Origin of the sequence: Sphingomonas spermidinifaciens (assembly GCF_002351485.1) — a bacterium.
GTDB lineage: Bacteria > Pseudomonadota > Alphaproteobacteria > Sphingomonadales > Sphingomonadaceae > Sphingomonas > Sphingomonas spermidinifaciens.
This window is the reverse complement of record NZ_NWMW01000001.1, coordinates 935,812-950,140: the sequence shown is the minus strand read 5'-3', so window position 1 is coordinate 950,140 and position 14,329 is coordinate 935,812. Positions and strand designations below refer to the sequence as shown.

General features: G+C 68.3%; 8 protein-coding genes. All 8 read left to right on the top strand.

Annotation, left to right across the window (positions count from 1 at the left end):
- Positions 1-142 precede the first annotated feature (142 nt).
- The 8 genes from COC42_RS04435 to COC42_RS04400 all read left to right on the top strand — a co-directional run bounded on the left by COC42_RS04435 (position 143) and on the right by COC42_RS04400 (position 14,271).
- Complete coding sequence (locus tag COC42_RS04435; protein WP_141395779.1) at positions 143-3,148, top strand: TonB-dependent receptor; 3,006 nt, start codon at positions 143-145, stop codon at positions 3,146-3,148.
- A gap of 26 nt (positions 3,149-3,174) precedes the next feature.
- Positions 3,175-4,728, top strand: coding sequence for a tryptophan halogenase family protein (locus COC42_RS04430; protein ID WP_096342018.1), 1,554 nt, complete (start codon positions 3,175-3,177; stop codon positions 4,726-4,728).
- A complete protein-coding gene (locus COC42_RS04425) occupies positions 4,725-6,263 on the top strand; it encodes a tryptophan halogenase family protein (protein WP_096342017.1) in 1,539 nt (512 codons plus the stop codon). The genes COC42_RS04430 and COC42_RS04425 overlap by 4 nt, the downstream gene beginning before the upstream one ends.
- Positions 6,260-7,846 carry a GH39 family glycosyl hydrolase gene (locus COC42_RS04420; protein ID WP_342747285.1) on the top strand — a complete coding sequence of 529 codons (1,587 nt, stop codon included), beginning with the start codon at positions 6,260-6,262 and terminating at the stop codon, positions 7,844-7,846. Before COC42_RS04425 ends, COC42_RS04420 begins: the two co-directional genes overlap by 4 nt.
- A 156-nt stretch (positions 7,847-8,002) precedes the next feature.
- A complete protein-coding gene (locus COC42_RS04415; protein ID WP_245843835.1) occupies positions 8,003-10,333 on the top strand; it encodes a glycoside hydrolase family 31 protein in 2,331 nt (776 codons plus the stop codon).
- Positions 10,330-11,937, top strand: coding sequence for a DUF5597 domain-containing protein (locus COC42_RS04410; RefSeq protein WP_096342016.1), 1,608 nt, complete (start codon positions 10,330-10,332; stop codon positions 11,935-11,937). Before COC42_RS04415 ends, COC42_RS04410 begins: the two co-directional genes overlap by 4 nt.
- A 13-nt stretch (positions 11,938-11,950) precedes the next feature.
- Positions 11,951-13,264 (top strand): Gfo/Idh/MocA family protein, encoded by a 1,314-nt coding sequence (locus COC42_RS04405; protein ID WP_096342015.1) that lies wholly within the window; start codon positions 11,951-11,953, stop codon positions 13,262-13,264.
- Between the two features lie 68 nt (positions 13,265-13,332).
- Entirely contained in the window at positions 13,333-14,271 is a 939-nt protein-coding gene (locus COC42_RS04400) for a 3-keto-disaccharide hydrolase (protein ID WP_096342014.1), read from the top strand.
- The last annotated feature ends 58 nt before the right edge of the window (positions 14,272-14,329 follow it).

The window sequence follows — 14,329 nt, the reverse complement described above, 5'->3', positions numbered from 1 at the left end:
TTTGCCGAGAACAACTAGGTGGACTTATCTGATAAATCATGGCCTTCAACGGCGGCGCAGCAGGCTGCTCGAACGCTTCGTTCGAGCGGGAACAGCCGATAGCCGCCGGTCACGAGCGGTGCGCGACGAGGGAGGGGAAACCATGACCAAGGCACGTGCCGCAACGACAAGCTGGCTGGGCGCATCCACGCTGATCCTCGCGGCGACGATCGCCGCTCCCGCCGCGGCGCAAACCGCCGAGGACACGCCCGGCGCCGCCGAACAGACCGGTGCCGAGGACGAGCAGGCCGAGGCGATCACCGTCACCGGCCGCCGCGCCGCGCTCCAGGCGGCCGACGACCGCAAGCGGCGCAGCGACAGCATCATCAACTCGGTCGTCGCGGACGAGGCGGGCAAGCTGCCCGACAATTCGATCACCGAAGTGCTGCAGCGCGTATCGGGCGTGAGCATCGTCCGCTTCGCCGCGCTCAACGACCCCGACCACTTCTCGGTTGAGGGGTCGGGCATCCAGGTCCGCGGCCTGAATGGCGTCGCCTCGCGCCTCAACGGGCGGGAGATCTTCAGCGCCAATGGCGGCCGCGCACTCGTCTGGGGCGATGTCACGCCGGAGCTCATGTCGGCGGTCGATGTCTACAAGTCGGCCACCGCCGACCTGATCGAGGGCGGCACCGGCGGCCAGATCGACCTGCGCACCAAGCTTCCGTTCGACTACAATCGCGGCTGGCATTTCGCGGGTAGTGCCGAGGCGAGCTATGGCGACCTCGCCAAGAATGCCGACTATGCCTTTTCGGGGCTGGTGTCGGGGCGGTGGGAGACCGGGATCGGCGATGTCGGCCTGCTGGTCGATCTCGCCACCAGCCGATTGACGTCGCTCTCCAACTTCTTCCGCGCCGAGCCCTATTTCAAGAAGCGGCTGCCCGGCGAGACCGAGGACGTGTTCATCCCCGGCGGCTTCGATTTTGGCGACGAGGAATTCCAGCGCGACCGCAGCGGCATCTATGTCGCCGCGCAATGGGCGCCGAGCAACGACCTGGAGTTCACCGGCATCTTCTTCCAGTCGCGCTACACCAACCTCAACCAGTCGCATTTCTCGATGGTCGCGCAGCAGGACCTTGCGGTCGAACGCGGCAACAGCCGCTTCGACGAGGATGGCGGGCTGCTATCTACCGAGGCGATGTTCCAGCGCGACCCCAACACCTTCCTGCCCACCGGCGGCGGGATCGTGAGCGGCGGCGGGGTCGAGGGGACGCGATCGGGATCGCTGACGCGCGACATTTCCGGCCAGTTCGAATGGCGGCCGGGGCAGGGGCCGCTCAAGCTGTCGGGCGCGTACCAGAACATCCTCTCGACCTCCCGCGCCGACCGGCTCGCGATCTTTCGCGAGGTGCCGTACCCCACGTCGTTCGGCATCGACCTGACAGGCACCTTTCCTAGCGTGACGGTCGACACCTCGGGCGATCGCTTCACCAACCCGGCCAATTATTTCTGGTCGGCGGCGATGCCCCATAACGAGCGCAATCGCGGCACGCTCGACAGCGCCAATCTCGACGCCGAGTATACGTTCGACGACGACAGCTTCTTCCGCGCGGTAAAAGCAGGCGCGCGCTGGTCCGACCGGCGCGAGCGCGACTTCAACAACGGCTATACCTGGACGGCACTGGGTCGCGGGTGGAACGGCGATCCCCAGCTCACTTTCGCCAATGCCGCGCCGGGCGATGTCGACAACTACGCCTTCAAGGACTTCTTTCACGGGCAGATCGCGGTGCCGGCGCAGATGCTGTGGCCGACGATCGACCTTGTCCGCAATCTGGACGTCGATCTGCTCCACCGTTCGCCGCCCGCCGGCTTCTGTCCGGCGGGGAGCGAGTTCAACTGCTCGGCATCGGGGCCGCTACCCGACAGCACCTATGGCGGCCCGCGCGCACGACCCAACGAGTTCCTGCCGCAGGATCTCGGCATATGGCGGACTCAGACCTGGGCGGGCTATGCGCAGGTTCGCTTCGGCCACGACTATGTGCCGGGGACGATCGGCGTGTCGGGCAATATCGGTGGCCGCATCGTCCGGGTGAAGAACGAATCGCAGGGCTTCATCGTCCAGAACGGCTTCTCGTACATCCGCGACGGCCAGACGGTGCAGCTGGCCACGCGGGTCGATCCGCGCGGCGGCGAGGCCGAGTTCACGCGCTTTCTGCCGGCGATCAATGTCCAGCTCCAGCCGAGCGAGACGACCAAGGTCCGCGCCGCGTACAACATCACCACCGACCTCCCGACCTTCAACGCGACGCGCGGCGGCGGCGATATCGGCGTGGCGACCACGGCCAATCCGGTGCAGGGCCAGCCGGGCATCTTCACCAACTTCACCGCATCGACGGGCAATCCGCTGCTGCCGCCGGCGCGCGCGGACAATTTCGACCTGTCGTTTGAATGGTATGTGAAGCCGGGGACGCTGTTCTACCTCAACGGCTTCTACAAGCGGCTGAAGGACCTGCCGATCTATTCGCTGACCGAGCGGGCGGTGACGATCTACTATCAGGACGGCACGAGCGAGGACGTGCTCGCCGCCGCGACCGACGTCATCACCGCACCCGCCGCGGCCGAGGTGAAGGGCGTGGAGGTGGGCGGCCGCGCCTTCCTCGACATGCTGCCCGGCGCGCTCGCGGGGCTGGGGTTCGAGGGCAATTATACCTTCATCGACAGCAAGAACCCCGGCGACCTTTATCGAGACATCGACGGCAACATCCGCAACGATGCGCCGCTCCAGGGCCTGTCGAAGCACAACTTCAACGCGACGCTCCTTTATGAACGGCAGCGCGTGTCGGTCCGCATCGCCTATTCGTGGCGGTCGCGTTACCTTCAGTCGACCAACTCGAACGGCACCAACCCGACCTACAACTTCGTGTCGGCACCGGGCGCCCCGCCGCAGGCGATCCAGATCGCGCTGCCGGTCTATGGCGACGCCTATGGCCAGGTCGATACGGGTGTGACGGTGAAGGCGACCGAAGAGCTGTCGCTCACGCTGCGCGCGACCAACGTGTTCAACGCCACGCAGCGGACGTTGATGGGCGGCTATCGCAACGACGCGATCTACACGCGAAGCTGGTTCCAGAGCGACCGCCGGGTCGCGCTCGGCGTCAACTTCGCCTTCTGACGCAGGGCGGGGCGGGGGAGCAAAGGGTGGGGCGGCGTGTCGTCATCGTCGGGGGCGGAACCGCGGGCTGGCTGACCGCGGGCTATCTGGCCAAGCGGCTGGCCGCCGACCTGCCCGGCGGGGTGGCGATCACCCTTGTTGAATCGACCGAGATCGGCATTCTGGGGGTGGGGGAGGGCACCTTCCCCACGATCCGCAAGACGCTGGCGACGATCGGCATCAGCGAGAGCGACCTCGTCCGGCATTGCGGCGCCAGCTTCAAGCAGGGCGCGAAGTTCGCGCACTGGCGCCATGCCCCCGGCGCGGCCGGACCGGACCATTATACGCACCCGTTCCAGGTCGCGGCGCAGGACGACGGGCTAGAACTGTTGCCCTATTGGCTGCTCGGTCACGGCGGCACGGCCAATTGGGACGAGGTGTGCAGCCCGCAGAAGAAGGCCGCCGACGCGCACCGCGCGCCCAAGCTGCCGAGCCATCCCGACTATGTCGCGCCGCTCAACTATGCCTATCATTTCGACGCCGTCGCGCTCGCCGCGCTGCTGCGCGACCGGGCGGTGGCGAGCGGCGTCACCCACATCGTCGATACCGTAACCGAGGTGATCGTCGATGGGGACGGCGCGATCGGCGGGATCGATACCGCCGCTCACGGGCGGCTGACCGCCGATCTTTATATCGACTGCACGGGCTTTCGCGCCGAGCTGATCGGCCGTGCGCTCGGCATCCCCTATCGCTCGTGCCGCGACGTGCTGTTCTGCGACAGCGCGCTCGCGATGCAGGTGCCGCATCGCGACGCGCAGGAGCCGATCGTCTCGTATACCGTCGCGACGGCGCAGGAGGCGGGCTGGGTCTGGGACATCGGCCTCGACCGGCGGCGCGGGGTCGGCCACGTCTATTCCTCGGCGCATACCGACGATGCCGCGGCGGAGGCGAAGCTGCGTGCCTATATCGGCCCGGCCAGCGCCGACCTCGACATGCGCAAGATTCGGTTCGAGGCGGGCTATCGCGAGGTCAACTGGCACAAGAACTGCGTCGCGATCGGTCTGTCGAGCGGCTTCTTCGAGCCGCTCGAGGCAACGGGCATCGTCTTTTCGGAGGTCGCCGCGGGGATGGTCGCCAACCTCTTTCCCTGGGGCGGCGATTACGAGACCTCGGCGCGGCAGTTCAACGCGGTGATGCTCAAGCGCTACGAGCGGGCGCGCGACTTCATCAAGCTGCATTACTGCATCTCCGAGCGCCGCGATTCGGACTTCTGGCACGACAATGTCGCGGCGGCGTCGATTCCCGACAGCCTGCACGAGCTGCTCGACCGGTGGCGCTTCCGCCCGCCGACCGAGATCGACGTCGACGCCAATATCGACATCTTCACCGAGGCGAGCTGGCAATATGTCCTCTACGGCATGGGCTGGACGACCGACCTGTCGGCGCGCGCGGGGACCTATCGCCATGCGGAGGCGGCGCGCCGCGCCTTTGCCGCGGTCGATCGGCAGGCGGCCTACGCGATCGCCAATCTGCCCTCCAACCGCCAGCTGATCGAGCATGCGCGTCATCACCGCTTCGGGCCCGAGGGGATGGCGGCATGAGGGGCGGCGAGACGATCGGCCGCGTCGTCATCGTCGGCGGCGGCTCGGCGGGGTGGATGACCGCGGCGGCGCTGTCGCGGCTCTGCGCCGCGGGCGTCGAGGTGACGCTGGTCGAATCGGACGCAATCGGTACCGTCGGCGTGGGCGAGGCGACGATCCCGCCGCTCCTCGACTTCAACGCTGCGCTCGGCATCGACGAGCCCGCCTTCGTCAAGGCGACGCGCGCCACTTTCAAGCTCGGCATCGAATTCGTCGACTGGGCGCGGCGCGGCGAGCGCTATCTCCACCCGTTCGGCCGGATCGGGCGCGCGCAGATGGGCGTGCCCTTTCATCAGATCTGGCTGCGCCAGCGCCAGCTGCGCCGCCCCGATCTCGATCCCGGCCCGCTCGGCGCCTATTCAATCGCCGAGGCCGCGGCGGTGCGCGGGCGCTTCGCCAAGCCGGTGGCCAATCCGGAGGCGGTGCTGTCGGGCCTCTCCTACGCCTACCATTTCGATGCCGGACATTATGCCCGCTTCCTGCGCGACTTCGCCGAGGCGCGCGGCGTCCGCCGGGTCGAGGGCCGCATCGCCGCGGTCGAGCGTCGCGGCGAGGACGGCTTCATTACCGGCGTGACGCTCGACGACGGCCGACGGGTCGAAGGCGAGCTGTTCGCCGACTGCTCGGGCTTCCGCTCGCTGCTGCTCGGAGAGGCGCTGGGCGTTCCCTATCGCAGCTGGCAGCATTGGCTGCCATGCGACCGTGCGCTGGCGGTGCAGAGCGAGCCGACCGCCCCGCTCCTTCCCTATACCCGCGCGACCGCCGACGTCGCCGGCTGGCGCTGGCGCATCCCGCTTCAGCACCGGACGGGCAACGGCCATGTCTATTCGAGCGCGCATCTGGGCGACGAGGCGGCGCGCGAGGCGCTGCTCGCCGGGCTCGATGCGCCCGCGCTGTCCCAGCCGCGGATGCTGCGCTTCGTCGCGGGGCGGCGCGAGCGGCTGTGGGATCGCAACTGCGTCGCGATCGGCCTGTCGGGCGGGTTCATCGAACCGCTCGAATCGACCAGCATCCACCTGATCCAGCAGGGGATCACCCGGCTGCTCTCGCTCTTCCCCGACACCGGCTTCGCCGAGGGGGAGGTGGCGGCCTATGACCGGCTGATGGTCGAGGAATATGAACATATCCGCGACTTCATCATCCTCCACTATCACGCGACCGCGCGGCGCGACTCTGCCTTCTGGCGCGACGTCGCCGCGGCCGAACTGCCCGACAGCCTGGCCGAACGGATCGAGCTGTGGCGGGGCAAGGGGCGTCTGCTGCCCATCCCCAACGGCCTGTTCACCGAGGAGAGCTGGCTGGCGGTGCTGATCGGGCAGGGCATCCTACCCACGGGATCGGACCCGTTCGCCGCGATCCTGCCCGCAGGCGAGACCGCGCGCTTCATGGCGCATCTGCGCCACGTCGTCGCCCGCACGGCCGAGGCGATGCCCTTCCACGAGGATTTTCTGGGCGGCGACGCCCGTATCGAGCCCCAAGAAAGGTTACGCGCGTGATCCGCCGCCTGCATCTCCGTGGCCTCGCCGCTGCCCTTGCGATGCTGTCGCCCGCCGCCGCCGCGGCGCAGACGGGCGAGGTACGGCGCATCGACATCGACCTGGCGCGCGCGGGCGCGCCGCTCGACCGGTCGTTCAACTTCTCGGTCGGCGCCGACTATGCGGGTACCTTGGCGCGTCCCGACAGCCTCGCGCAACTCAAGGTCGCGGTGGACGAGCTCGGCTTTCGCTATGTCCGCTTCCACGCGATCTTCCACGATGCGCTGGGCACGGTGAAGCGCGGGGCCGACGGTCGCATCACCTATGACTGGACCGGCATCGACCGCCTCTATGACGCGATGCTGGGCATGGGCATCCGCCCCTTCGTCGAGCTCGGCTTCACGCCCGAGGCGATGAAGACGTCGGACCAGACGATCTTCTACTGGAAGGGCAATACCTCGCATCCCGAGCCAAAGGCGTGGGCGGCACTGGTCGATGCGTTCGTGCGCCACGTGCGCGAGCGCTACGGCGCCGAGGAAGTGCGCCGCTGGTACTTCGAGGTGTGGAACGAGCCAAACCTCGCCGGCTTCTGGGAAGGCGCCGACCAGAAGGCCTATTTCGACCTTTATGCGGCGAGTGCGCGGGCGATCAAGGCGATCGACCCGGCGCTCCGCGTCGGCGGTCCGGCGAGCGCGGGGGCGGCGTGGGTGCCCGAACTGCTCGCCGATGCCGACCGCCGCGGCGTGCCCGTCGATTTCATCGCCACCCACACCTACGGCGTCGATGGCGGCTTCCTCGACGAAAAGGGGCAGGACGACAACAAGCTGTCGCCCAATCCCGACTCGGTGATCGCCGACGTGCGCAAGGTCCGCGGCCAGATCGACGCGACCCGCCACCGCGGCCTGCCGCTCTACTTCACCGAATGGAGCGCCAGCTACAATCCGCGCGATCCCGTGCATGACAGCTATATCAGCGCTGCCTTCATCCTGTCGAAGCTGCGCGGGTCGGCGCCTTACGCCCAGGGCATGAGTTACTGGACGTACAGCGATCTGTTCGAGGAAGCCGGCCCGCCGCCCATGCCCTTCCATGGCGGCTTCGGCCTCATCAACCGCGAGGGCATCCGCAAGCCCGCCTTCTTCGCGTACAAATATCTGAACGCGCTCAAGGGGCGCGAGGTGCCGACCGGCGACGCGCAGACGATCGTCGCGACCGAGGGTGGGCGGACCGGCGCGCTCATCTGGAACTGGACGCAGCCGAAGCAGACGCTGAGCAACCGGCCCTTCTTCACGCGGCTGCAACCCGCGACCGATGCGCCGCCCGCCGAACTGCGGCTGAGCGGCATGGCGCCCGGCCGCTACCGGCTGAGCGTGCGGCGGACGGGATTCAAGGTGAACGACGCGCACAGCCGCTATCTGGAGCTCGGATCGCCCGCGTCGCTGACCGCGGCGCAGCTCGGCGAGCTTCAGGGGCTCACCCGCGACCTTCCCGAGCGCCAGGCGACGGTGCGGATCGGCCGCGACGGCCGGTACACGCTGCGCCTCTCGATGCGGACCAACGACGTCGTCCTCGCCCAGCTCGAACCGCTGGGACGCTCGACGAAATGAACAAGCTCCCCCTGGGATGCCGTCCACCGGGCGGCGTCCCCTTTTTATTCCACACCGGCCCTTTTCGATGCTGAACGCTGCGATAAGCTCCGGTTTTCTCCCCCCGGCCCGCCCCATCGGCGCAGGCCGGACGCCAAGCCAGCTGACGAGGTGCCCGTGATTTCCAAGACGTGCCGCCATATCCTGCTCGCCGGCCTGTCGCTGACTGCGGCAGCGACGGCCGAGGCGCAGACCTGGCCCATGCTCGACCGGAACGGCAGCCGCGTGGCGATCGAGCCCTATGGTCCCGGCATCGTCCATGTGACGATCGCGCTCGATCCGGAAGAGATCGAGAAAGGCGCGGGCTATGGCATCAGCGGCAAGCCCGACGCTGCCGGCTGGTCGCACCGCGCCGATGCGGCGGGCGACACCTATCGCTCGGGCGACCTGGCGGTCACGGTCAATGCCCAGCCCTGGCCCAAGGCGCCGACGCAGATGGAGCGCTATTTCGTGCCCTCGCTGCCGCCCGTTTCGATCGCGGTGCGCGGCGCCGACGGGCGCGAGATCGTGGCGATGAACGGTTGGGAACTCGCGCCGCACGAGGTCAATGGCGAGAAGACCTTCCGGATCGGCGCGAGCTTCGGCGAGGCGCCGGGCACGCACTATTACGGCCTCGGCCAGAATCAGGAGGGCGCGCTCGACCTGCGCGGGCGGACGATCGACTGCCGCCACAATTACGATGCGCCGACGGGCGAGACGGTGTGCGTGCCCTTCCTCGTCACCGACAAGGGCTATGCCATCCTGTGGGACAATCCGTCGGTGACGACGGTGTCGCCGGGCATCAACGACCGCGTCCAGTTCCAGTCGCGCGTCGGTGAGCGGGTGTCGTTCTTCATCGTCACCGGCAAGACCACCGACGAACTCTACGCCGGCTATGCGAAGCTGACCGGCAGGACGCCGCTGCCGCCAAAGGCCGCATTCGGCCTCATCCAGTCGAAGGCACGCTACGAGACGCAGGCCGAGTTGATGGGCATCGCCGACGGCTATGCCAAACGCGGGCTGCCGCTCGACGTGATGGTGCTCGACTGGTTCCACTGGACGCGGATGGGCCAGATGGACATCGACCGGACGGCCTTTCCCGATCCCTCGGGCATGAACCGTGAACTGCATTCGCGCGGGCTCCACACCCTTCTGTCGGTCTGGCCGCGCTACGAGCGCGAGGGGCGCTATTACGACATGCTCGCCTCGAAGGGCTGGTTCCTGAAGGATCCCGACGGCGAGCCGGCCTATGGCCTTGCCATCCGGTCGGACCGGGTGGGCGCGCTGCTCGACAGTACGAATCCCGACGCGCGGCAGTGGTTCTGGGGCAAGATCCGCGACAATCTGGCGAGCGAGGGATTCGACTGGTTCTGGCTCGACGAGACCGAGCCCGATCTCGTTCCCGCGGGCAAGTTCTATTTGATCGGGTCGGGCGACCGCTTCTACAATCTCTATCCGCTGGTCCACACCGCCGGCGTGGCGGAGGGGTCGGCGAAGGATCGCCCCGACTTCCGCAACCTCATCCTCGCGCGCGCGGCCTATACCGGCGCGCAGGCGTCGGGGGCGATCTTCTGGACCGCCGATGTCCATTCGAGCTGGGAAGCGCTCAAGCGACAGGTGCCCGCGACGCTGGGCATGGCGGCGAGCGGCATCGCCTATACCAGCAGCGACACCGGCGGCTGGCAATGGCCCCATGGGCCGAAGGCGGAGCGCCCGGTGCTGGTCGATCCCGCGGGCGCGACGGCGATGAGCCCCGACTATCGCGACTATCCCGAGCTGTTCGTCCGCTGGTTCCAATATAACAGCTTCACGCCCACGCTGCGCATCCACGGCCAGCGGCCGGCGACGGCACTGTGGGAATATGGGACCGCCGCCGAGCCGATCCTCGCCGACTGGCTGCGGCTTCGCTACGCGATGATCCCCTATCTCTATTCGCTGGGCCGCCGGACCTATGAGGGCGGCGCGCCGTTCATGCGCGCCCTGTTCATGGACTTCGGCAGCGACCCCAAGGTCGCCGACATCCGCGACCAGTATATGCTCGGCCCGGCCTTCCTCGTCGCGCCCGTGGTCGAGCAGGGGCGGACAAGCCGCCCGGTCTATCTGCCAGCAGGCGCCGACTGGTACGATTACTGGACCAACAAGCGCTACACCGGCGGCCAGACGGTCGAGGCGGCGGCGCCGATCGAGCGGATGCCGCTGTTCGTCCGCGCGGGCTCGATCGTGCCGGTGGGGGCGGCGATCAGGAACACGTCGGAGAAGCAGTCGCTGAAGGCGATCCGCGTCTATCCGGGCCGCGATGCGCGCTTCACCCTCTATGACGACGATGGCGTCACCAATGCCTATCAGCGCGGCGGCGGGGCAAAGGCGGAGCTGATCTGGAACGACGCGACCGGCCGGCTGTCGGCGAGCGGCCGCCTGCCGACCGGGCAGGATGCGGCGTCGCTGGTCGAAGTGGTGCGCGGCCAGTGAGGGCGGCGCTGCTCGCCGTACTCGCGCTCGCCGCCGCGCCGCTTGCCGCGCAGGACCTGCCCCGGCTGGAGCGCAAGGGCGGACGCCACGCGCTGATCGTCGACGGCAAGCCTTTCCTGATGCTCGGGGCACAGGCGAACAATTCGAGCAACTATCCCTCGGCCCTGCCCAAGGTTTGGCCGGTGCTCGATACGATGCACGCCAACACGCTCGAGATGCCCGTCGCCTGGGAACAGGTCGAGCCGGTCGAGGGGCAGTTCGACTTCAGCTTCGTCGACACGCTGCTGGCCGGGGCGCGGACGCATGAAAAGCGCCTCGTCCTCCTGTGGTTCGGCACGTGGAAGAACACGAGCGCGGGCTATGTGCCCGAATGGGTGAAGCGCGACGGCCGCCGTTTCCCGCGGATGCGCACCGCCGACGGCAGCGCCCATTATGCGCTGAGCCCGCATGGTGAGGCGACGCTCGCCGCCGATCGCCGCGCCTTCGTCGCGCTGATGACCCATCTGGCTAAGGTCGATACGCAGAACACCGTCATCATGGTGCAGGTCGAGAACGAGGCGGGCAGCTATGGCCTGGCCCGCGACCACGCGCCCGCCGCCGAGCGACTGTTCAAGGGGCAGGTCCCCGTCGAGCTTGTCCGCGCGCTCAGGGTCAGGCCGGGCAGCTGGGAAGCGGTGTTCGGCAAGCGCGCCGAGCAGTTCTTCCACAGCTGGCACCTCGCCCGCTACATCGACGCGATCGCCGCGGCGGGCAAGGCGGTGAAGCCGCTGCCGATGTACGTCAACGCCGCGCTCGGCAGCGCCTTCACCGACGAAAATGGCGAGGTCGGGCCGTCGGGCGGGCCGAACTGGAACGTCATGCCGCTGTGGAAGGTGGCGGCGCCGCATATCGACCTGCTCGCCCCCGACATCTACAATCGCAAGGCGCCCGACGTTATCGCCTTCCTCGACAGGTACGCGCGTCCAGACAATGCGCTGATGGTGCCCGAAATCGGCAACGCGCTCGATTATGCGCGCTTCTTCTGGCCGGCGCTGGGCAAGGGCGCGATCGGGTTCGGGCCGTTCGGCATGGATGCGACGGGCTTCTTCAATTATCCGCTGGGCACCAAGACGTTCGAGGACGGGTCGCTCGCGGCGTTCGCCGCGCCCTATCGACTGTTCGCGCCGATGGCGAGCGACTGGGCGCGGATCGCGCGCGATCATCCGACCTGGGGCATCGCCAAGGGCGCGCCCGAGCAATCCATGGTGATGGGCCGCTGGCGCGTCTCTGCCGAATATGGCCAGTGGCAGATGGGCGAGGCGGAGTGGGCCAAGTGGCTGCCCGGCGATCCGCATCCTGACACCGATCGCCCCGTCGGCGGCCTGGTCGCCGCGCAGATCGGCCCCGACACCTTTCTGCTCGCCGGCGCCAATGTCCGCGCCCGCCTGGCGCTCGCCGCGCCGGCGAAGGGCGAGGGGGGTCAGATCATCCGCGCCGAGGAGGGAAGCTTCGTCGGGGGACAATGGGTGACGCGGCGCATCTGGAATGGCGACCAGACCGATTATGGCTTTAATTTCACTGCCGAGCCGGTGATGCTGCGCGTCACGATGGGCAGCTATCGTTGAACGGAGTGCATGCATGTCTGACCGTATCGACCGCCGCAGCCTGATCGCCGGAAGCCTTGCCGCCTCGCTGACCGCGGGGCCGGCGCTGGCGCAGGCGCGCCGCCGGGTGTCGGCGAACGACAAGCTTCAGGTGGGCCTGATCGGCTGCAAGGGGATGGGCTGGGCCGATCTCAGCGCGATGATGAAGGGCGGCGACGTGGTCCCCGTGGCGCTGTGCGACGTCGATGCCGGCGCGATGGCGGAGCGGGCGGCGGAGCTGCGCAAGGCGGGGCACAATCCGCGCCTCTACGACGATCACCGCCGGCTGCTCGACGATCGCTCGGTCGATGCGGTCATCATCGCCACGCCCGATCACTGGCACGCGCTGCAGCTGGTCGATGCGATGTCGGCGGGCAAGGACGCCTATTGCGAGAAGCCGCTCGGCAACTCGATCGCCGAATGCCGCGCGATGGTCGCCGCCAAGAACCGCCATAGCCGCGTCGTCCAGGTCGGCCAGTGGCAGCGCAGCGGCAAGCACTGGGCCGATGCCGTCGCCCATGTCCAGTCGGGCAAGATCGGCCGCGTGCGCAAGGTCAAGGCCTGGGCCTATATGGGCTGGATGAAGCGCGTCACCCCGCGCCCCGACCAGCCGGTGCCCGCCGGCGTCAATTATGACCGCTGGCTCGGGCCCGCGGCGGCGCGGCCCTTCAACCCCAATCGCTTCCACTTCAGCTGGCGCTGGTACTGGGACTATGCTGGCGGGCTGATGACCGACTGGGGCGTCCATTTGATCGACATCGCGCTGATGGGGATGAAGGCTGAGGCGCCGCGCACCGTGACCTCGATCGGCGGCCCCTATGGCTATCCCGACTCGGCGATGGAGACGCCGGACACGCAGAGCGCGATCTTCGACTTCGGCGACCATATGCTCGAATGGGAGCATGCGGTGGGGATCAGCCAGGGGCCCTATGGCGGCCGCGACCACGGCGTCGCCTTTATCGGCGAGCTCGGCACCTTGGTGGTCGATCGCGGCCAGTGGCGGGTGGTTCCCGAATATGGCGACGGCAAGCCGTTGACGCCCGAGGTGCCGGTCACCAAATCAAGCGACGATGCGCTCACCCGCCACGCCGCCGATTTCGTCGCCTGCGTCAAGGATCGCTCGCGTACACCCGCCTGCCCGATCGAGGCGGCGGCGCAAACGGCGATCGTCTGCCAAATGGGCAACATCGCCTTCAAGACGGGGCGAAAGGTCGAATGGGACGCCGCCGCCGGCCGCTTCCGCGGCGATGCCGCCGCCGACCGGCTGATCACGCCCGCCTATCGCGCGCCCTATCGCCTGCCGGTCTGATCGCGAGGCCTTCTGGCGTTAGCGATAACGCGCTATGCACCACCTCAGTATCGGGGAGGGGGAAGGCGATGCGATCACAGACACTTGCCGCCATGCTGATGGCGGTGGCGGCGCCCGCGGCCGCGCAAGAGTCGATCGAGGCAGCACGCGCGATCGCCGGCGAGCCGGCGGCGGCGCCGCAGCGGCTGGTGCTCGCCGATGTCCCCGAGCCGCGCGGCAAACGCACCGCGCTGTTCGACGGGCAGAGCCTCAAGGGCTGGACGCCGTGGCTCGGCTATGCCGACCCGGCGATCACCTACAATGCGGGGCCGACGGCGCGGCCGATCGGCACCTCGCGCGACACGCGCGGCGACTTCGCGGTGCGGACGGTGGACGGCGCGCCGGCGATCTGGGTCAAGGGCGAGACCTGGGGCAGCCTGGTCCACCGCGCCGACCTGTCCAACTATCACCTGCGGCTCGAGTTCAAATGGGGCGCGCGCACCTTCGCCCCGCGCGAGACGCAGCCGCGCAACAACGGCCTCCTCTATCACACGCATGGCCGGCCGGGCGAAGTGTTCGGCACCTGGCGCCCCTCGTCCGAGTTCGAGATCATGACCGGATCGACGGGCATGATCGTCGCCGTCGGCGGCAAGGTGCGCGGTCGGACCGAAGTCGCCTTTGACCCCAAGCTGATCGCGCCGCACCTTCGCTATCGGATGGGCGGGCGCGAGATCGACATCGTCAACGGCACGCCGACCTGGAATGTCGAGGCCGGCACCGATGCCGAGCGGCCGGTGGGCGCGTGGAACACGCTCGACCTCTATGTCGTCGGCGACCGCGCGGTGCATGTGGTCAACGGCGTGCCGGTGGCCATGGTCCGCGATCTCGCGACGATCGCCCCCGACGGCACCCGCCGCCCGCTGACCCACGGCCAGATCCAGCTTCAGTCCGAAGGCGCCGAAACCTGGTTCCGCGCGATCACGGTCGAGCCGATCGACCGGCTGCCGACGGTTCGCGTGGCGGGGTGAGGGGAGGGATGATTGCAGAAACGGCCGATCCGCTCACGCCCAATTGCGGCCGTCACAG